At 64.7% G+C, this 17,799-nt stretch carries 16 protein-coding genes; 14 read left to right on the top strand and 2 right to left on the bottom strand.

From position 1 onward, the window contains the following. The first annotated feature begins 29 nt into the window (after nucleotides 1-29). The 12 genes from xylF (at nucleotide 30) to gabD (ending at nucleotide 13,440) form a co-directional block, all read left to right on the top strand. Entirely contained in the window at nucleotides 30-1,004 is a 975-nt protein-coding gene (xylF, locus tag AC54AG_RS18080) for a D-xylose ABC transporter substrate-binding protein (protein ID WP_099377905.1), read from the top strand. Nucleotides 1,005-1,201: 197 nt separating this feature from the next. Continuing rightward, nucleotides 1,202-2,773, top strand: coding sequence for a D-xylose ABC transporter ATP-binding protein (gene xylG, locus AC54AG_RS18075; RefSeq protein ID WP_319992014.1), 1,572 nt, complete (start codon nucleotides 1,202-1,204; stop codon nucleotides 2,771-2,773). After that, nucleotides 2,770-3,912, top strand: coding sequence for a sugar ABC transporter permease (locus tag AC54AG_RS18070; RefSeq protein WP_034783811.1), 1,143 nt, complete (start codon nucleotides 2,770-2,772; stop codon nucleotides 3,910-3,912). Before xylG ends, AC54AG_RS18070 begins: the two co-directional genes overlap by 4 nt. 157 nt (nucleotides 3,913-4,069) lie before the next feature. Continuing rightward, a complete protein-coding gene (locus AC54AG_RS18065) occupies nucleotides 4,070-5,269 on the top strand; it encodes a XylR family transcriptional regulator (RefSeq protein WP_436482191.1) in 1,200 nt (399 codons plus the stop codon). Further along, nucleotides 5,266-6,033, top strand: coding sequence for an aldose epimerase family protein (locus AC54AG_RS18060; protein ID WP_456129594.1), 768 nt, complete (start codon nucleotides 5,266-5,268; stop codon nucleotides 6,031-6,033). The genes AC54AG_RS18065 and AC54AG_RS18060 overlap by 4 nt, the downstream gene beginning before the upstream one ends. 84 nt (nucleotides 6,034-6,117) lie before the next feature. Further along, nucleotides 6,118-7,131 (top strand): 2-dehydro-3-deoxygalactonokinase, encoded by a 1,014-nt coding sequence (locus AC54AG_RS18055; protein ID WP_072455984.1) that lies wholly within the window; start codon nucleotides 6,118-6,120, stop codon nucleotides 7,129-7,131. Continuing rightward, nucleotides 7,128-8,858 carry an L-arabinonate dehydratase gene (gene araD, locus AC54AG_RS18050; RefSeq protein ID WP_058049351.1) on the top strand — a complete coding sequence of 577 codons (1,731 nt, stop codon included), beginning with the start codon at nucleotides 7,128-7,130 and terminating at the stop codon, nucleotides 8,856-8,858. Before AC54AG_RS18055 ends, araD begins: the two co-directional genes overlap by 4 nt. Before the next feature lie 142 nt (nucleotides 8,859-9,000). Then, nucleotides 9,001-9,897, top strand: a complete 897-nt coding sequence (locus AC54AG_RS18045; RefSeq protein WP_496631160.1) for an SMP-30/gluconolactonase/LRE family protein — start codon at nucleotides 9,001-9,003, stop codon at nucleotides 9,895-9,897. A 15-nt stretch (nucleotides 9,898-9,912) separates the two neighbouring features. After that, on the top strand, nucleotides 9,913-10,566 hold the full coding sequence (locus tag AC54AG_RS18040) for a bifunctional 2-keto-4-hydroxyglutarate aldolase/2-keto-3-deoxy-6-phosphogluconate aldolase (protein ID WP_496631158.1): 654 nt from the start codon (nucleotides 9,913-9,915) through the stop codon (nucleotides 10,564-10,566). Nucleotides 10,567-10,631: 65 nt separating this feature from the next. Continuing rightward, nucleotides 10,632-11,054, top strand: a complete 423-nt coding sequence (locus AC54AG_RS18035; protein WP_496631156.1) for a CoA-binding protein — start codon at nucleotides 10,632-10,634, stop codon at nucleotides 11,052-11,054. Continuing rightward, nucleotides 11,051-11,893 (top strand): PPK2 family polyphosphate kinase, encoded by an 843-nt coding sequence (locus AC54AG_RS18030; protein ID WP_070303250.1) that lies wholly within the window; start codon nucleotides 11,051-11,053, stop codon nucleotides 11,891-11,893. The genes AC54AG_RS18035 and AC54AG_RS18030 overlap by 4 nt, the downstream gene beginning before the upstream one ends. A 92-nt stretch (nucleotides 11,894-11,985) precedes the next feature. Continuing rightward, on the top strand, nucleotides 11,986-13,440 hold the full coding sequence (gene gabD / locus AC54AG_RS18025; protein WP_496631155.1) for an NADP-dependent succinate-semialdehyde dehydrogenase: 1,455 nt from the start codon (nucleotides 11,986-11,988) through the stop codon (nucleotides 13,438-13,440). Nucleotides 13,441-13,571: 131 nt separating this feature from the next. Here gabD and AC54AG_RS18020 read toward each other — a convergent pair whose 3' ends face one another. Further along, complete coding sequence (locus tag AC54AG_RS18020; RefSeq protein ID WP_496631153.1) at nucleotides 13,572-14,711, bottom strand: extracellular catalytic domain type 2 short-chain-length polyhydroxyalkanoate depolymerase; 1,140 nt, start codon at nucleotides 14,709-14,711, stop codon at nucleotides 13,572-13,574. 181 nt (nucleotides 14,712-14,892) lie between these two features. Between AC54AG_RS18020 and AC54AG_RS18015 the strand changes: the two genes are divergently transcribed. Both AC54AG_RS18015 and AC54AG_RS18010 read left to right on the top strand, forming a co-directional pair. Beyond that, a complete protein-coding gene (locus tag AC54AG_RS18015) occupies nucleotides 14,893-15,486 on the top strand; it encodes a glutathione peroxidase (protein ID WP_496631151.1) in 594 nt (197 codons plus the stop codon). 113 nt (nucleotides 15,487-15,599) lie between these two features. Continuing rightward, nucleotides 15,600-15,962, top strand: coding sequence for a DUF1428 domain-containing protein (locus AC54AG_RS18010; protein ID WP_496631150.1), 363 nt, complete (start codon nucleotides 15,600-15,602; stop codon nucleotides 15,960-15,962). Here the strand turns inward: AC54AG_RS18010 and pabB are convergent. Further along, nucleotides 15,955-17,793, bottom strand: a complete 1,839-nt coding sequence (gene pabB / locus AC54AG_RS18005; RefSeq protein WP_496631149.1) for an aminodeoxychorismate synthase component I — start codon at nucleotides 17,791-17,793, stop codon at nucleotides 15,955-15,957. The genes AC54AG_RS18010 and pabB overlap by 8 nt on opposite strands. Nucleotides 17,794-17,799 lie beyond the last annotated feature (6 nt).

Below are 17,799 nucleotides of genomic sequence, written 5' to 3'. Positions count from 1 at the left end.
CAATGAACAAGATCATCAGCGCAGCCATCATGACCGCCATGCTGGCATTGAGCAGCAGCGCCGCCCTGGCTGACGCCAAAAACCCGAAAATCGGCTTTTCCATCGACGATTTGCGCGTGGAACGCTGGACGCGCGACCGCGATTTCTTCATCGCCGCCGCCGAAAAGCAGGGCGCCAAGGTCTTCGTGCAATCGGCCGACGCCAGCGAGCAGCGCCAGATTTCGCAGATCGAAAACCTGATCTCGCGCGGCGTGGACGTGCTGGTGATCGTACCGTTCAACGCGACGGTCCTCAACAACACCGTCAAGGAAGCGAAAAAGGCCGGCATCAAGGTGCTGTCGTATGACCGCCTGATCCTGAACGCCGATATCGACGCGTACATCTCGTTCGACAATGAGAAAGTGGGCGAGATGCAGGCCGAAGGCGTGACCAAGCTGCAGCCGAAGGGCAATTACTACCTGCTGGGCGGCTCGCCGACCGACAACAACGCCAAGATGCTGCGCGAAGGCCAGATGAAGGTATTGAAACCGTTCATCGACAAGGGCGACATCAAGATCGTCGGCCAGCAGTGGGTGAAGGACTGGAGCGCCACCGAAGCGTTGTCCATCGTGGAAAACGCGCTGACGGCCAACGGCAACAAGATCGACGCCATCGTCGCCTCGAACGACGGCACGGCAGGCGGCGCCATCCAGGCCCTGGCTGCGCAAAAACTGGCCGGCAAGGTGCCGGTCTCGGGCCAGGACGCCGATCTGGCGGCCGTGAAACGCGTCATCGCCGGCACGCAGTCGATGACCGTCTACAAACCGTTGAAAACCATCGCTGCGGAAGCGGCCAAGCTGGCCGTGCAACTGGCGCGCAATGAAAAGCCGGCTTACAACTCCAGCTATGACAACGGCCTGAAAAAGGTCAGCACGGTGCTGCTGAAACCAACGCCGCTGACCAAGGCGAATGTGAACATTCTCGTTGATGACGGTTTCTATACCAAGGCGCAGCTGGGTAATTGATCACCCGCTTGATGTCGGCTTGCGCGCTGCGCGCTAAGCCGACCTACGATTGCCCGCATCGGCCGTTATCCGACAATCGCCGGCTCCGGAAACGCCGGTGGTGGTGTCGTCCGTCCGCATCGACCGTAGGTCGGATTAGCGGCGCCATGGGCGCCGCGTAATCCGACATTTCCCCCGTATCCGCAACGAGAGTGAGCATGTCCGACTATCTGCTTGAAATGAAAGGCATCGTCAAACAGTTTGGCGGTGTCCGCGCGCTTGACGGCATCGACCTGCAGGTGCGGGCCGGCGAGTGCATCGGCTTGTGCGGCGAGAATGGCGCCGGCAAGTCGACCCTGATGAAGGTGCTGTCCGGCGTCTACCCGCACGGCACCTGGGATGGCGAGATCCTGTGGGATGGCCAGCCCCTGCGCGCGCAATCGATCCGCGACACGGAAGACGCGGGCATCATCATCATCCACCAGGAGCTGATGCTGGTGCCGCAGCTGTCCGTGGCCGAGAATATCTTCATGGGCCGCGAGCTGACCCTGCCCGGCGGGCGCATGCACTACGCGGCCATGTACAAGCGCGCCGACGAGCTGCTGCGCGAACTGAAAATTCCCGAACTGAACGTGGCGCAGCCCGTGATGAATTACGGCGGCGGCCACCAGCAGCTGGTGGAAATCGCCAAGGCGCTCAACAAGAATGCGCGCTTGCTGATCCTCGACGAGCCGTCGTCGTCGCTGACGGCATCGGAAATTGCCGTGCTGCTCGATATCCTGCGCGCGCTGAAGGCCAAGGGCGTCACCTGCATCTACATTTCGCACAAGCTCGATGAAGTGGCGGCCATCTGCGACACTATCGTCGTCATCCGCGACGGCAAGCATATCGCCACCACGCCGATGGCGCAGATGAACGTCGAGAGCATCATCGCGCAAATGGTGGGCCGTGAAATGAGCCAGCTGTATCCGCAGCGTGCGCAGCCGGCACCTATCGGCGAAGTGCTGTTCGAGGCGCGCCACGTGACCTGCATCGACGCCGACAACCCGCAGCGCAAGCGGGTCGACGATGTGTCGTTCACCCTGCGCAAGGGCGAGATCCTCGGCATCGCCGGCCTGGTGGGAGCGGGGCGCACGGAGCTCGTCTCGGCCCTGTTCGGCGCCTACCAGGGGCCGTGCCAGGCCGAAGTGTGGCTCGATGGCCGCAAGATCGATACCCGTTCGCCGCAAAAGGCCATCGCCATGGGCCTGGCCATGGTGCCGGAAGACCGCAAGCACCACGGCATCGTGCCCGACCTCGACGTGGGGCAGAACATCACCCTGGCCGTGCTGGAGGAATTCACGCGCGCCACGCGCATCGACGGCGAGGCGGAGTTGACGGCCGTGCGCGGCGAGATCGCGAAGCTGGAACTGAAGGCGGCCAGCCCGTCGCTGTCCATCACGAGCCTGTCGGGCGGCAACCAGCAAAAGGCCGTGCTGGCCAAGATGCTGCTGACGCGCCCGCGCGTGCTGATTCTCGACGAGCCCACGCGCGGCGTCGACGTGGGCGCCAAATATGAAATCTACAAATTGATGCTGGCGCTGGCCGACCAGGGCGTGGCCATCATCATGGTCTCGTCGGAACTGGCCGAAGTGCTGGGCGTGTCCGACCGCGTGCTGGTGATGGGCGAAGGCCGCCTGCGCGGCGACTTTATCAACGATGGCCTGAGCCAGGAAACCGTGCTGGCGGCCGCGCTCGACCAGCGCCCGGCGCCCGCCGCCAACACCGCAAACAAGGAACCCGCAGCATGAAACCGCACAGTATCAAACAGCTGTTCACCCAATACAAAATGCTGGCCCTCCTGATCGCCGTGGCGCTGATCTGGGCCTTCTTTTCGTGGAAGACGGAGGGCAGTTTCCTCACGCCGCGCAACCTGTCTAACCTGCTGCGCCAGATGTCCGTCACCGGCATCCTCGCCTGCGGCATGGTGCTGGTGATTATCGCCGGCGAGATCGATTTGTCGATCGGCTCCCTGCTGGGGCTGCTCGGCGGCATCGCCGCCGTGCTGGACGTCACGCAGCACTGGCCGCTGGCCTTGAACCTGGCGGCCGTACTCGGCTGCGGCCTGGTGATCGGTTTGCTCAATGGCTACCTGACGGCGTACCGGGGCATCCCGTCCTTCATCGTCGGGCTGGGCGGCATGCTGGCGTACCGCGGCATCCTGCTGGGCATCACGGGCGGTATCACGATCGCGCCCGTCTCCGAGCCGATGGTCTATCTGGGGCAGGGCTACCTGCCTGCGGTGCCCGGCATCGTGCTGGGCATCGGCCTGTTCCTGCTGGCCGCCTTCCTGACGTGGCGCGCGCGCGCCAGCCGCGCGCAGCATGGCTTGCCGCAGACGGCGCCCTGGGCCGACGGCTTGCGCCTGGCCGTCATCGGCGCCGTGCTGTATGCCTTCGTGCAAACCCTGAACGGCTATGAAGGCATCCCGCTGCCCGTGCTGTTGCTGCTGGCCTTGCTGGGACTGTTCAGCTACATCACGAGCCAGACCGTGTTTGGCCGCCGCATCTACGCCGTCGGCAGCAATATGGAAGCGACGCGCCTGTCCGGCATCAACGTGAAAGCCGTCAAGCTGTGGATCTTCGGCATCATGGGCCTGATGTGCGCGCTGGCTGGCCTGATCAATACGGGCCGACTGGCGGCAGGTTCGCCATCGGCCGGCACCTTCAGCGAACTCGACGCGATCGCCGCCTGCTTCATCGGTGGCACCTCGATGCGCGGCGGCTCGGGCACCGTGTACGGCGCCCTGATCGGCGCGCTGGTGATGGCCAGCCTCGATAACGGCATGTCCATGCTGGACGTGGACACCTACTGGCAGATGATCGTGAAAGGCAGTATCCTCACCCTCGCCGTGTGGGTCGATGTTAGCACGCGCGCCGGACGTCGCTAGCGGGGAACCTCGACAAACCTACTGCGCGTCCCACTATCGCCTCTGCGTTGCTCAGCGTACCTCCGTACGCTTGCGCTACTCAAGGCGATATTGGACCGCTCGCTACGGTTTTTCGAGGCCCCGAAAGGCCTGGCTGCCACATGGAGGAGACACCAGCATGAAATTGCCGACCGCGCACCGGATCGCGCTGCTGTTTAACGGGAATAAAATCTACGACCGCGATATCATCGCGGGCATCGCCGCCTACCTGAACACGACGCGCGTGTCGTGGGACCTGTTCCTGGAAGAGGATTTTCGCTGCCGCCTGCCCGGCATCGAACGCTGGCAGGGCGACGGCATCATCGCCGATTTCGACGATCCCGCCGTCTGCGAAGCGCTGGCCCACAGCCGCCTGCCCGTGGTGGCCGTGGGCGGCTCGTATGCGCGCGCCGAGGATTACCCGGCCGGCATCCCGTACGTGGCGACCGATAATTTCAAGATCGTCAAGCTGGCCTATGAACACCTGGTGGAAGCGGGCCTGACGCGTTTTGCCTGTTTCAGCCTGCCCGAGGCCGATGTCAACCGCTGGGCGCAGGAGCGCGAAACGGCGTTTTGCGCCTTGATGGAGCGCGACCACATGCGCGCCGACGTGTACCGGGGTGTCGCCACCAGCGCACCGTCGTGGGACGAAGCGGTGGAACAGCAGATCGCCTGGCTCAACAGCCTGGAAAAACCCGTCGGCATCATCGCCGTCAGCGATGCACGCGCGCGCCAGCTGCTGCAAGCGTGCATGCACGCGGGCATCGCCGTGCCGGAGCAGGTGGCTTTGATCGGCATCGACAACGACCCGCTGGCGCGCATGCTCACGCGTATTCCATTGAGTTCCGTCATCCAGGGCACGGAGGAAATGGGCCGCACGGCCGCGCATCTGCTGCACCAGATGTTGAATGGCGCGCGCCTGTCCGGCACGCGCATCCTCGTACCGCCGGCCGGCCTGAACGTGCTCGCTTCCACGCGCCACCAGCCTTTCCAGCACCCGCAGGTGATGCAGGCACGCCATTTCATCCGCCAGTACGCTTGCCAGGGCATCAAGACGGAGCAGGTGGCCGATTACGTAGGCGTGTCGCGTTCCTCGCTCGAAGCGCACTTCCGCCACGAACTGGGGCGCAGCGTGCACGATGAAATCCTGCATTTCAAGCTCGATGCGGCCAAGACCCTGCTGGCGCGCGGACCCGGGCAGGTGGCCGAGGTGGCCGTGCGTTGCGGCTTTACCACGGTGCAGTACATGCATGCCGTCTTCAAGCGCGAACTCGGTTGCACGCCGCGCGAATTCCAGCAGCGCAGCCGGCCGCCGCCAGCCCCCGGGCAGGCGCCATGATGCATCTGCTGCGCAATGCACGCGGCATGCGCGTGGCCATCGATGCACACGATGCCAGTGTACGGGCCTGGTGGGCGCCCGACCGCTATGGCCGCCTGGCCGACGTGCTGGGCGCCACGCCCCTTGCGGCACGCTCGTCCACGGCCTGGCAGTGCGCGCCGCCGGACGACGGCCACTTGCTGCTGCACCTGGCGCATGACGGCCTGTCGGTGCGCCTGGCCTACCGGCTCGACGAGGATGGCAGCCTGCACCTCGACTGCGTCGCCACGGCCGAGACGGTTTCCCGTTTTGCGCTGGCCGCGCCCCTGTTCAATCTGCAGGGCGGCCGCGCCGCCGTGGGCGACCATGTGCTGCGCCTGGCCGCCGACCGCTACTGGCCCGGCGGGCATTCGTGCAGCGCTCCGCTCGATGTGGCGGGCAGCGCCTTCGACTTCCGCCAGCCGGCGCCGCTCGCTTCGCGCCTAGCCTGGCCCGCGCTCGTGCACTTGCCGGGATTCCGGCATGACTTTTACTGGACGGGCAGCGGCCAGCTGCGCGAGGCGGCGCGGGTTGCCGACCCCGCTTCCGGCCGGGTCCTGCGTTTTTCCAGCACCCAGGACAGTTGCCATTTGTATTCCGATGCGCGCTGTTTTTCCCTGCTGGCGCAGGGTGTGCAATTGCAGCCGGGACAGGTCAGGCGCTTCAATCTTGCCTACCGTTTGGGCGTGCAGGATATCGATGCGTTTGACATATCCGAACCGGTATCAATGATGTCAAATAAGTGATTGGTCAGATATGCGGGGCAGTTCTACCATGAGGTAGTTTTTCCCTCATTCATTTTTGTCCTGACCGACGCTGCGAACCTGCCCATGAACATACTCACCATCGATGCCGGCACCACCAATACGCGTACCTTGCTGTGGCGCGCAGGCGCCGTCGTCGCTCAGGCGCAGCTGGAAACGGGCGTGCGCAATACCGCCATCGATGGCCATAACGGTGCGCTGAAACAGGCGCTGCGCGACACCATCGCCAGCGTGCTGGCCAGCGCCGGCATCGCGCCGTCCGACGTGGACCTGGCGCTGGCCTCGGGCATGATTACCTCGCCCATGGGTGTGCGGGAAGTGCCGCATTTGCCGGCGCCCGCCGGCCTGGCCCAGCTGGCGCAAGGCATGCAGGCGGTGGACTTGCCCGACGTGCTGCCCCAGCCCCTGTGGCTGATTCCCGGCGTGCGCAACCAGCATGGCGCCGTCGGCCTGCATAACGTCGAAGCGATGGACATGATGCGCGGCGAAGAGACGGAAGTCGTCGCGCTGCTCGAGCGCCTGCAATTGCGGGGCGCGGCGACCCTGATCATGCCCGGTTCGCATACCAAGCTGATCAGTGTTGACGAGCAGCGCCGCATCCTCGGCTGCAGCACCACCATCGCGGGCGAACTGCTGCAGGCGATCACGCAGCACACCCTGATCAAGCAATCGGTCGATGGCGGTTTTGCGCAGACTCTGGTACCGAAAATGCTGCTGGCCGGCGCGGCGGCGGCGCAAAAAACGGGGCTGGCGCGCGCCTGCTTCAGCGTGCGCACCCTGGGCCAGTTCAGCGCCATCGAATGCAATGAGCGGGCCAATTTCCTGATGGGCGCCGTCCTCAGCGGCGACCTGCTGGCGCTGCGCAACAGCACTGCCATCCAGATGCGGCCCGATACGCCGCTCGTCATTACCGGCAAGCCCATGCTGCGCCAGGCGCTCGGGCTGCTGATCGAAGAACACGGATTTTTTTATGGCAAGCGCATCATCGTCGACGACCAGCAGCAAGCTAATCTGGCCGGTCACGGTGCGCTGCTGATCGCCGCCGCGCGCGGCTTGATTTCCCCGCAGGAGACAGTATGAGCAGCAACAAGAACAAGCGCCCCTTGCGTTCGCAATCGTGGTTTGGTGGCGACGACAAGGACAGTTTTATTCACCGCAGCTGGATGAAGAACCAGGGCTATCCGAGCGACGCCTTCGATGGCCGTCCCGTCATCGGCATCTGCAATACCTGGTCCGAGCTGACGCCCTGCAATGGCCACTTCCGCGACCTGGCCGAGATGGTCAAGCGCGGCGTGCTTGAGGCGGGCGGCTTCCCCGTCGAATTTCCCGTCATGTCGCTGGGCGAGACGAATCTGCGCCCGACGGCCATGCTGTTCCGTAACCTGGCCAGCATGGATGTCGAGGAATCGATCCGCGCCAACCCGATCGACGGCGTGGTGCTGCTGACGGGCTGCGACAAGACCACTCCGGCCCTGCTGATGGGCGCGGCCAGCGTGGATTTGCCCACCATCGTGCTGTCGGGCGGCCCCATGTTGAACGGCAACTACCGCGGCAAGCCGATCGGTTCGGGCACGGACGTGTGGAAGTTTTCCGAGGATGTGCGCGCCGGACGCATGACCTCGGCGGAATTCAAGCAGGCCGAATCGTGCATGTCGCGTTCCGCCGGCCACTGCATGACCATGGGCACGGCATCGACCATGGCCAGCATGGTCGAAGCGCTGGGCGTGACCCTGCCCGGCAACGCGGCCATTCCCGCCGTCGATGCGCGCCGCAAGCTGCAGGCGCAGCTGACGGGCCGGCGCATCGTCGACATGGTGCATGAAGACCTGAAACTGTCGCAGATCCTCACGCGCGAAGCGTTTGAAAACGCCATCATGGTCAACGGCGCCATCGGCGGCTCGACCAATGCCGTGATCCATTTGCTGGCCATTGCCGGGCGCATCGGCGTGGACATGCGCCTGGGCGACTGGGACCGCCTGGGCCGCGACATTCCCTGCCTGCTGAACCTGATGCCGTCGGGCCAGTACCTGATGGAAGATTTTTACTACGCGGGCGGCCTGCCCGTGATCATCCGCGACCTGCTGGGCAAATTGCATGGCGAGGCGCTCACCGTCACGGGCGCCACCATGGCCGTCAACGTGGCCGAAGCGGAAAATTTCAATCCCGAGGTGATCACGCCGCTGGCGCAGCCATTCAAGGACGAAGGCGGCATCGCCGTCCTGCATGGCAACCTGGCCCCGCGCGGCGCCGTCATCAAGCCATCCGCCGCCTCGCCCGAGCTGATGCAGCACCGTGGCCGCGCCGTCGTCTTCAACAGCATCGAGCACTACAAAAAGCGCGTCGACGATCCCGCGCTCGATATCGATGCCAGCTGCGTGATGGTGCTGCAAAATTGCGGCCCGCAGGGCTATCCGGGCATGGCCGAAGTGGGCAATATGGGACTGCCGAAAAAACTGCTGGAGCAGGGCGTGCGCGACATGGTGCGCATCTCGGACGCGCGCATGAGCGGCACGGCCTACGGCACGGTGGTGCTGCACGTGGCGCCGGAAGCGGCCGTGGGCGGGCCGCTGGCCCTGGTGCGCGATGGCGACATGATCGAACTGGACGTGGCGGGACGCCGTTTGCACCTGGACGTCGACGAAGCGGAGCTGGCGCGGCGGCGCGCCGAGTGGAGCGCGCCGCCGCCGGCCATGAAGGGCGGTTATCAGTCGATGTATATCAAGCACGTGACGCAGGCCGACGAAGGCGCGGATCTGGACTTCCTCGTCGGCTGCCGGGGTTCCGCAGTTCCGCGCGAGTCTCATTGATAACGCACGATCAAACCTGCTGCGCGTCGTCATTTGCGGCCTCGATGCTCACTGTGCTCAAGCACAGTTGCGCGTCTCGGCCACAACTGACTTCCGCTCGCGACAGTTTTATCATGCGTTATACAGAGTTAAAGGAAAAAAAATGATGGGAACACAGGCGCAATTACTGGTCGATGCGCAAAACTTCCTGGGCGAGGGCGTGCGCTGGTGCGAACGCAGCGGCCGCGTTTTCTGGACGAATATCGAAGGCTGCCAGCTGCATGCGCTGGTGCTGGCCACGGGCGAGCGCCAGAGCTGGGCCATGCCCGAGCGCCTGGCGTGCTTCGCGCTGACGGACAGCGACGAGGTGCTGTTGCTGGGACTGGCCTCCGGGCTGGCGTGGTTTGACGCGCGCAGCGGTGCCGTCACGCGCTTGCACACGGTGGAGGGCGACTTGCCCATGACGCGCCTGAACGATGGCCGCTGCGACCGTCAGGGACGCTTTGTCTTCGGCACGCTCGATGAACGCCCGTGCCGCGATGCCATCGGTAGCTTTTACCGCCTCAACCTGGACTTGACCCTGGAGCGCCTGCCGCTGCCGCAGATCGCCATCTCGAACAGCATCTGCTTCAGCGTCGATGGCACGGCCATGTATTTCTGCGACTCGATGAAGAGGGCGATCTACCGCTGGGACGATTACCTGGGCGGCGACGCGAGCCGGGTGCGCGTGTTTGCCGTGCTCGACCCGGGACCGGGCGCCGCCGATGGCGCCACCATCGATGCGGATGACTACCTGTGGAGCGCGCAGTGGGGCGCCGGCAGGGTCTTGCGCTTCGCACCGGACGGCAGCGTCGAGCGCAAGGTCAGCCTGCCCGTCTCGCAGCCCAGCTGCGTGAGCCTGGGCGGCCCGCGCTACGACGAATTGTTCGTCACGACGGCGCAGGAGAACTTGACCCCGGCCCAGCTGGCGGGCGAACCGCTGGCCGGCGGATTGTTTCATGCGCGCCAGGTGGGCGTGCGCGGTTTGCCGGAAGTGCGCTTTGGCGCCCTGCCGGCCTGACAGGAGAGAGAGCATATGCAAAAACACACGGTTTTCAATGGCATCCTCGAACGGGGCATGGTCGGCATCGTGCGCGCCGATACGCCCGATGCGGCGCTGCAGATCGCCGAGGCGTGCATCGCCGGCGGCATCACGGCGCTGGAGGTGGCGTTCACCACGCCCGATACCCTGGGCGTGCTGCGCACCTTGCGCGAACGCCATGGCCCTGACGTGCTGCTGGGCGCGGGCACCGTACTCGATACGGAGACGGCGCGCGCCGCCATCCTGGCCGGCGCCCAGTTCATCATTTCGCCCAGCGTCAACGTGGACACCATCGCGCTATGCCAGCGCTACCAGGTGCTGTCCATGCCGGGCGCGATGACGCCGACGGAAATCGTCACGGCCTTGCAGGCGGGCGCCGACATCGTCAAGGTCTTCCCCGCCGAGATGTTCGGCCCCGCCTACATCAAGGCCCTGCGCGCGCCTCTGCCGCAAGCGCCATTGATGCCGACGGGCGGCGTGACGGTGGAGAACCTGCATGAATGGTTTGCCAGCGGCGCCGTGGCCGTGGGCATCGGCAGCAGCCTCAGTGGCCCTGGCGCCACGGGCGATTACGCGGCCGTGACGGCGCGCGCGCAGGCCTTCGTGGCGAAGATGGCGTTCATACGCACGGCTAAGTCTTCTGGCTAGCTCCCGGCGGGACGGGAATCTGCTACGCTAGGCGGGCAATGTCGCACGCCCAACTATGACCAGATATGTCCAACATCGCCCGCATCCTGCAAGACAGCCGCATCATCGCCATCGTCGGCATGTCCGACAAGCCTGAACGCGCCAGCCATGAAGTGGCCGACTACCTGCTGCGCCATGGCTACCGCGTCTTGCCCGTCAATCCGGCCCTGGCCGGGCGCGACGTGCTGGGCCAGCGCGCCTACGCCAATCTGACGGAGGCGGCCGCTGCCGTCGTACCGGCGCGCATCGACATCGTCGACTGCTTCCGCAAGTCAGAAGATATCCTGCCCATCGCCGAGGAGGCCATCGCCGTCAAGGCCGGCTGTCTGTGGCTGCAGCTCGACATCGTCAACGAGCAGGCGGCGCAGCTGGCGCGGGCGGCGGGCCTGGACGTGGTGATGGATCACTGCACAAAAATCGAGCACCGCAAGCTGGCGGTGGCGGCATGAAGGCGCGCACGCAATTTCGCGCCGGCAAGGGCTTCGAGCTGAACGAGGATTTCGCCGGCAAGCGCCTGCTGGGCGCCGCCACCAAGGCGGCGAACAAGAAGCTGACGCCGGCCCAGTGCAAGGCCATGGACCGCGAGGAAACCGTGGCGCTGACGGCGCAGATCGCCGAGTGCCAGAGCATGCTGTACGCGCAGCACAAAAAGAAGGTGCTGCTGGTCCTGCAGGGCATGGATACGTCGGGCAAGGATGGCACGGTCAAGGCCATCTTCAGCAACATCAACCCGATGGGTATCCGCGCCATCGCGTTCAAGGGCCCCACCGATATCGAACTGGCGCACGATTACCTGTGGCGCGTGCACCAGCACGTGCCCGTGAAGGGCGAGATCGCCATCTTCAACCGCAGCCATTACGAAGATGTGCTGATCACGCGCGTGCAGGACATGATCGACAAGGCCGAATGCCAGCGCCGCTACGCGCAGATCCGCGATTTCGAGCGCATGCTGAGCGAAACGGGCACCGTCATCCTGAAAATCTTCCTGCACATCTCGAAGGATGAGCAACGGGGACGGCTGCAGGAGCGGCTCGATGATCCCGACCGCCAGTGGAAGTTCGACCCCAACGATATCGCCCAGCGCAAGAAGTGGGATGCCTACCAGCGCGCCTATGAAACGGCGATCCGCGAGACGGATGCCGACCACGCGCCGTGGTATGTGGTGCCATCGAACTCCAAGACGCAGCGCAATCTCGTGGTCGCGTCCCTGCTGCTGGAAACCCTGCAGGGCATGAAGCTGGAATACCCGGCGCCGGACCCGAAACTGTCGTCCTTCAAGGTCGAGTAGAGGTCAGGCCAATTCAGCGCCGCGCCTGCGAAATCGGCCGCGCTGTGGCATAGTATCCCTCGTCGATAATTCAAACCAGACCGGAGATCCATATGCTGCAGTTGAAAGATCCTACCTTGTTGCGTCACCAGGCTTACGTGAATGGAGCCTGGGTCGATGCCGATGGTGGCCAGACGATTAACGTGAACAATCCCGCCACGGGCGAGCATATCGGTACGGTGCCTCTGATGGGCGCAGCCGAGACGCGCCGCGCCATCGAGGCGGCCAATGCCGCCTGGCCTGCCTGGCGCAAGAAGACGGCCAAGGAACGCGCGGCCGTGCTGCGCCGCTGGCATGACCTGATCCTGGAAAACGCCGACGACCTGGCGCTGATCATGACCACCGAGCAGGGCAAGCCCCTGCCGGAAGCGAAGGGCGAAGTGCAGTTCGGCGCCTCGTTCATCGAGTGGTTTGCGGAAGAAGGCAAGCGCGTCGCGGGCGACACCCTGCAGTCGCCATGGCCGGACCGCCGCCTGGTCGTCACCAAGGAGCCGATCGGCGTGTGCGCCGCCATCACGCCATGGAACTTCCCCGCCGCCATGATCACGCGCAAGGTCGGTCCGGCCCTGGCCGCCGGCTGCCCGATGGTCTTGAAACCGGCGGAAGCGACGCCGTTTTCCGCGCTGGCGCTGGCCGTGCTGGCCGAGCGCGCGGGCGTGCCTGCGGGCGTGTTCAGCATCGTCACGGGTGCGCCGAAAGACATCGGCGGCGAAATGACGTCGAACCCCATCGTGCGCAAGCTGACGTTTACGGGCTCGACCCAGGTGGGCCGCTTGCTGGCCGAGCAGTGCGCGCCGACGATCAAGAAACTGTCGCTGGAACTGGGCGGCAATGCGCCGTTCATCGTCTTCGACGACGCCGACCTGGATGCGGCAGTGGAAGGCGCCATCGCTTCGAAATACCGCAACGCGGGCCAGACCTGCGTCTGCGCCAACCGCCTGTACGTGCAGGACAGCGTGTATGAAGCGTTTGCCGAAAAGCTGGTGGCGGCAGTGGCCAAGCTGAAGGTGGGCAATGGCATCGAGGCCGGTGTCACGCAAGGCCCGCTGATCGACGCCAAGGCCGTGGCCAAGGTGGAAGAACACGTGGCCGACGCGCTGGGCAAGGGCGGTCGCCTGCTGGCAGGCGGCAAGCGTCATGCGCTGGGCAATGGCTTCTTCGAGCCGACCATCATCGCCGACGTGACAAACGACATGCGCGTGGCCACCGAGGAAACCTTCGGCCCGCTGGCACCCCTGTTCCGCTTCAAGACGGATGATGAAGTGATCGCCCTGGCGAACAACACGGAATTCGGCCTGGCCGCCTACTTCTATTCGCGCGACATCGGCCGCATCTGGCGTGTGGCCGAAGGCCTGGAAACGGGCATGGTTGGCGTCAACACGGGCCTGATCTCGAACGAGATCGCGCCCTTCGGCGGCGTCAAGCAATCGGGCCTGGGGCGTGAAGGGTCGACCTACGGTATTGAAGATTACTTGGTCATCAAGTACATCTGCATGGGCGGTATCTAGAATGCTTGATTAAATCTACTGCGCGGCGCGCTTTCCGGCCTGCGATGCTCGCTGTACTAAAGTACAGCTGCGCTTCTTAGCCAGAAATCGTTGCCGCTCGCTACGATTTTCTCAAGCATCCGTGACGTCCGTTATCGATGGCTGTTGCGAGCCGATCCTAACCGGTCCAGCATGCCCTTGACCGCTTCCATCTGCGTGCCGCTCTTGCGGTAGAAATCCGGGTCGATCGGATTGATGCTGGTGTAGCCCCAGAAATCCCAGCAGCCCTTCGGGTTGTACGGATAGACGGGGCTCGGTTCGGCCTGCGGATATAGCACGATGATCTTGTTGGCGTCCGCCACCTGGTTGTAGCCGGTGCTGGTATAGAACCGGTCGCCGATCGCCTGCGTCGTTTGCAGGCAGCCATGGAACACCACGTGCACGCGGCAGCTCTCGCTGTTGCAGGCTTTCGGGATGTAGGCGTAGCCCGTATTGTTCATGCTCGAGTACGCGTTCTGGATGAAGCTGCGCTGGTTGAAGGCGATCAGCTTGCCCGTCAGGGCAGTCGCCGACGGCTGCAGGTCCGGGTACAGGTGTTGCAGGATGTCGCGCGCCTGCGCATAGTCGCAGTCGTTGATGAACGGCGACTCCGTCACGGCGCAAGGCTTGTCGGCGTTGCTGTCGGTGAGGATGGCGTGGCCCGCGCCTAGCGTGTCGACGAAGCGGATCTGCGCCGCCGGCGTACCGGCCAGTTGATAGAATTTCCCCACCTGCTCCACCACCGGCCGCGTCACGGTCTGGTCTTTCGTTCCGCTGAACAGATATACGCGCTGGCGTTTCAGGTTGGCCGTGTCGTCGATGAGACGCTCGCGCGCAAAATCGTTCGCCGCGCGCAGCAATTCGCTGGCGACAGGCGGCGCCACCTGCGCGCTGCCGGGATTCATGCAGGTGCTCAAGGCATTCGTCAGGTAGGGAATGTAGGGGAAGCGGCCCGGCTGGCCCGAGCAGAAATACGGGCCGCCCGCGATGATGCCGGCGCCCGCCACCGTGGCCGAGTAGGCGACGGCAAACTGCGCCGCCATGAAGCCGCCCGAGGACAGGCCGGACACCGTGGTCTGGCTCAGGTCGGCCTGGTAGGCGGGCAGGGCGGGGGCGTCCTTGGTCGCGGCGGGCTTGACGGCTTTGGTCGTCGTGGCAGCGTGCGCGCTGGCTGGCGCCAGGATGAGCAGGCTGGCGGCCAGCAGGGCGGCGGTTAGTGTGGTCAGGTGCGCGGTCAGGTGCGGGAAGGGCATGGCAGCTCCACAAGGCAGGGAAAGGGACAGGAAGGCCGAGCATAGGTAAAAAAACTGTGCGCTGGGCAAGTACTGCACCGTCGTTGATGTCGCTCAAGCCATCGCTGTTGTTGTCCGTCTTGTACGCGCGCGCGGCGTTTGACATAGAATGGTTTTTTTCCGTTCAACCATGGTGCCCTTCATGTCCAAGACCCTTGCCCAGCTGTTCGCACTGACCACCCTTGCCGCCGGCGTCAGCCTGGCCATGCCGGCCCATGCCGCCGACACCGCGCCAGCTGCTGCCGCGCCAGCCGCCTGCCCGGCCATTCTCAAGCAGACCTTCAACCGCCTGCAGGATGAAGCGCCGCAAAACCTGTGCCAGTATGCGGGCAAGGTCGTGCTGGTGGTCAATACGGCCAGCTATTGCGGTTTTACCAATCAATACGAAGGGCTCGAGGCGCTGTACGCCAAGTATGGCAGCAAGGGCCTGGTGGTGCTGGGTTTCCCGTCGAACGATTTCGGCAAGCAGGAGCCCGGTAACAGCAAGGAAATCGCCGATTTCTGCTACAACACCTATGGCGTGAAGTTCCCCATGTTTTCGAAGTCTGTGGTTTCCGGCCCTGCGCCGAATCCGCTGTACGTGGACCTGATCAAGCAGACGGGCAAGACCCCGGCCTGGAATTTCCACAAATACCTGATCGACCGCCACGGTAAAGTGGTGGAAAGCTTCCCCAGCAAGGTGACGCCGGACGACAAGAAACTCGTGGGCGCGGTGGAAAAAGCGCTGGCGCTGTAAGTTGCCGTTACACAAGCAGGCTTGAACGCCTGCTTTTTTAATGCCGCGCTTGTCCTCTTGGCATCATTGTCCTAAGCTGGTTGTTCGCGTTTGTCACAACAAAGGAGAACATCATGGCGTATGTCGATGGATTTGTCGTACCCGTACCGAAAGCCAAGCTCGATGACTATCTGGCCATGTCGCGCAGTTGCGGCGCCGTCTGGCGAGAGTACGGCGCGCTGGAATTTCGCGAATGCGTAGGCGACGATGTCAAGCCGGGCAAGCTGACCTCGTTCCCGCAGGCGGTGGACTTGCAGGATGGCGAAGTGGTGGTGTTTTCCTGGATCGTGTATGAGTCGCGCGCCAAGCGCGATGAAATCAACGACAAGGTCATGAAAGACCCGCGCCTGGCCGAGATGATGGACCCGGAAAAATTGCCGTTTGATGGCAAGCGGATGATCTACGGCGGTTACGAGATGCAGGTAGATATCAAGTAACCAGCTTCGCGGGCATCGCCCCGCGCAGCGCATTGCACACGATGATTGCTTCGGCCCGCGCCAGCATGGCGCGCGTGATGATGGTTTCCTGCGCGTCCCAGGCGGGATCGGCCAGCATGGCCGCGCGTTGCACGCCGGGTAGCAGACCGCAGGACAGGGGCGGCGTGTGCCAGCGGCCGTCCAGCTTAATGAAGACGTTGCTGCGCCCGCCCTCCGTCAGCTCGCCCCGCTCGTTAAAGAACAGCATGTCGAAACCGCCTTGCGCCTCGGCCGCGCGCCAGGCAGAGTCGTAGCGCGCGCGCACGCTGCTCTTGTGGCGCAGGAACAGGTCGCCGGCCGTCGTTGTGTCGGGCGCCAGCATGACGTTGACCGTCTCCGGCAAGGCGCTGAGCGCGCCGCTTCGCGTCGTCAACTGGCCATCCTGGCGCAGCGCCAGGCGCAGCCGGAAGGGGAGATCGTCGGGGCTTGCCGCGCAAGCCGCCTGCAGCGCGGCACGGGCAGCGTTGGTATCCCAGGCAAAACCGAAATAGGCGCAGGAGGCGGCCAGGCGCGCCAGGTGGCGCTCCTGCTGGCGGCAGCCATCGGCACGGCTCGCATGCAGGGTTTCGAACAGTTCGAAGTCGTTCGTGAGGCCCGTGAGGAAGCGGGCCTTGAGCTGGCACTCCGCAAATTCCTCGTGCGGGTCGCTGTCGAGCACGATGCCGGCGCCCACGCCCATCTCGCCACGCCGGATGCCATCAGGGCCCGCCGGCTGCAAGGCCAGGGTGCGGATCGGCACGGACATGCAGAAGTCGCCCACCGCGTGGACAGCACCGGCGGCTGGAGGATCGAACCAGCCGATGGCGCCCGTGTAGATGCCACGCGGCGCGGGTTCCAGTTCGGCGATGATTTCCATGGTGCGGCGTTTCGGCGCGCCCGTGATCGAACCGCACGGATACAAGGCCTGGAAGATATCGGCCAGGCTGGCATCGCCACGCAGGCGTGCCTGCACGGTAGAGGTCATTTGCAGCACGCTGCTGTAGCGCGTCACCTCGAACAGGGCAGGCACCTTGACGGAGCCCGTGACGGCGATGCGGCCGATGTCGTTGCGCAGCAGGTCGACGATCATCAGGTTTTCCGCACGGTTTTTTGGGTCGTTGGCCAGGGCGGCGGCGCGGCGCGCGTTTTCTTCCATTTGCTCAGGCGGGGCGGCCGGCGCCGTGCCCTTCATGGGACGCGCCGTCAGCTCGCCTTGTGCGTGGCGCACGAACAGCTCCGGCGACAGCGACAGCAGGGCGCTGCCATCGGGCAGCATCACCAGCGCGCCATACGGCACGGGCTGGCGCGCGCGCAGCCGTGCATACAGGGCCAGGGGCGAGCCGAAGGCGTCGAAGCGCAAGCGATAGGTATAGTTGACCTGGTAGGTGTCGCCGGCCACGATGTAGTCGTGGATGCGGTGCAGTGCGTGCGTGAATTCGGCTTGATCCACGTTCGCGCGTATACCGGCCACGCCGGCAGGCGCGGCGTCCGCGTCGACGCGCGCGTCCAGCCACTGCGCCACCTCGTCCTGCGACAGCTGCGTGCAATGCTCAAAGACGAGCACTTGCGCCAGCGGCGGCGCGTCGATGCCGGCCGCGCGCGGCGGCATGGCCAGCAAGTGCGCGCCCAGTTCGTAGCTGCACACGCTGACGGCGTATTGGCCGCGTTGCAAGGCCTCTTGCAGCCCTTCGAGCAGGGCCGGCCACTGTTCCCCATCGCTGCACCGCAAGACCGCCGCCAGGCCCGTGTACAGGCGCGAACCGGCGCCCGGGGTGCTGGCGTCGTCGAGCAGGGCGAAGCAGTCGGTATGCATGGGGAC

It is taken from the genome of Janthinobacterium sp. BCJ23 (assembly GCF_059617945.1).
This window is presented reverse-complemented; position numbering and strand designations above follow the sequence as displayed.

Excerpts from the sequence above, each read along its gene's own strand:
- AC54AG_RS18070 (WP_034783811.1), top strand. The coding sequence starts at position 2,770 with ATGAAACCGCACAGTATCAAACAGCTGTTCACCCAATACAAAATGCTG.
- gabD (WP_496631155.1), top strand. The coding sequence starts at position 11,986 with ATGCTGCAGTTGAAAGATCCTACCTTGTTGCGTCACCAGGCTTACGTG.
- AC54AG_RS18030 (WP_070303250.1), top strand. The coding sequence starts at position 11,051 with ATGAAGGCGCGCACGCAATTTCGCGCCGGCAAGGGCTTCGAGCTGAAC.
- AC54AG_RS18040 (WP_496631158.1), top strand. The coding sequence starts at position 9,913 with ATGCAAAAACACACGGTTTTCAATGGCATCCTCGAACGGGGCATGGTC.
- AC54AG_RS18060 (WP_456129594.1), top strand. The coding sequence starts at position 5,266 with ATGATGCATCTGCTGCGCAATGCACGCGGCATGCGCGTGGCCATCGAT.
- AC54AG_RS18010 (WP_496631150.1), top strand. The coding sequence starts at position 15,600 with ATGGCGTATGTCGATGGATTTGTCGTACCCGTACCGAAAGCCAAGCTC.
- AC54AG_RS18015 (WP_496631151.1), top strand. The coding sequence starts at position 14,893 with ATGTCCAAGACCCTTGCCCAGCTGTTCGCACTGACCACCCTTGCCGCC.
- pabB (WP_496631149.1), bottom strand. The coding sequence starts at position 17,793 with ATGCATACCGACTGCTTCGCCCTGCTCGACGACGCCAGCACCCCGGGC.
- AC54AG_RS18045 (WP_496631160.1), top strand. The coding sequence starts at position 9,001 with ATGATGGGAACACAGGCGCAATTACTGGTCGATGCGCAAAACTTCCTG.
- araD (WP_058049351.1), top strand. The coding sequence starts at position 7,128 with ATGAGCAGCAACAAGAACAAGCGCCCCTTGCGTTCGCAATCGTGGTTT.
- AC54AG_RS18035 (WP_496631156.1), top strand. The coding sequence starts at position 10,632 with ATGTCCAACATCGCCCGCATCCTGCAAGACAGCCGCATCATCGCCATC.
- AC54AG_RS18065 (WP_436482191.1), top strand. The coding sequence starts at position 4,070 with ATGAAATTGCCGACCGCGCACCGGATCGCGCTGCTGTTTAACGGGAAT.
- AC54AG_RS18020 (WP_496631153.1), bottom strand. The coding sequence starts at position 14,711 with ATGCCCTTCCCGCACCTGACCGCGCACCTGACCACACTAACCGCCGCC.
- xylG (WP_319992014.1), top strand. The coding sequence starts at position 1,202 with ATGTCCGACTATCTGCTTGAAATGAAAGGCATCGTCAAACAGTTTGGC.
- AC54AG_RS18055 (WP_072455984.1), top strand. The coding sequence starts at position 6,118 with ATGAACATACTCACCATCGATGCCGGCACCACCAATACGCGTACCTTG.
- xylF (WP_099377905.1), top strand. The coding sequence starts at position 30 with ATGACCGCCATGCTGGCATTGAGCAGCAGCGCCGCCCTGGCTGACGCC.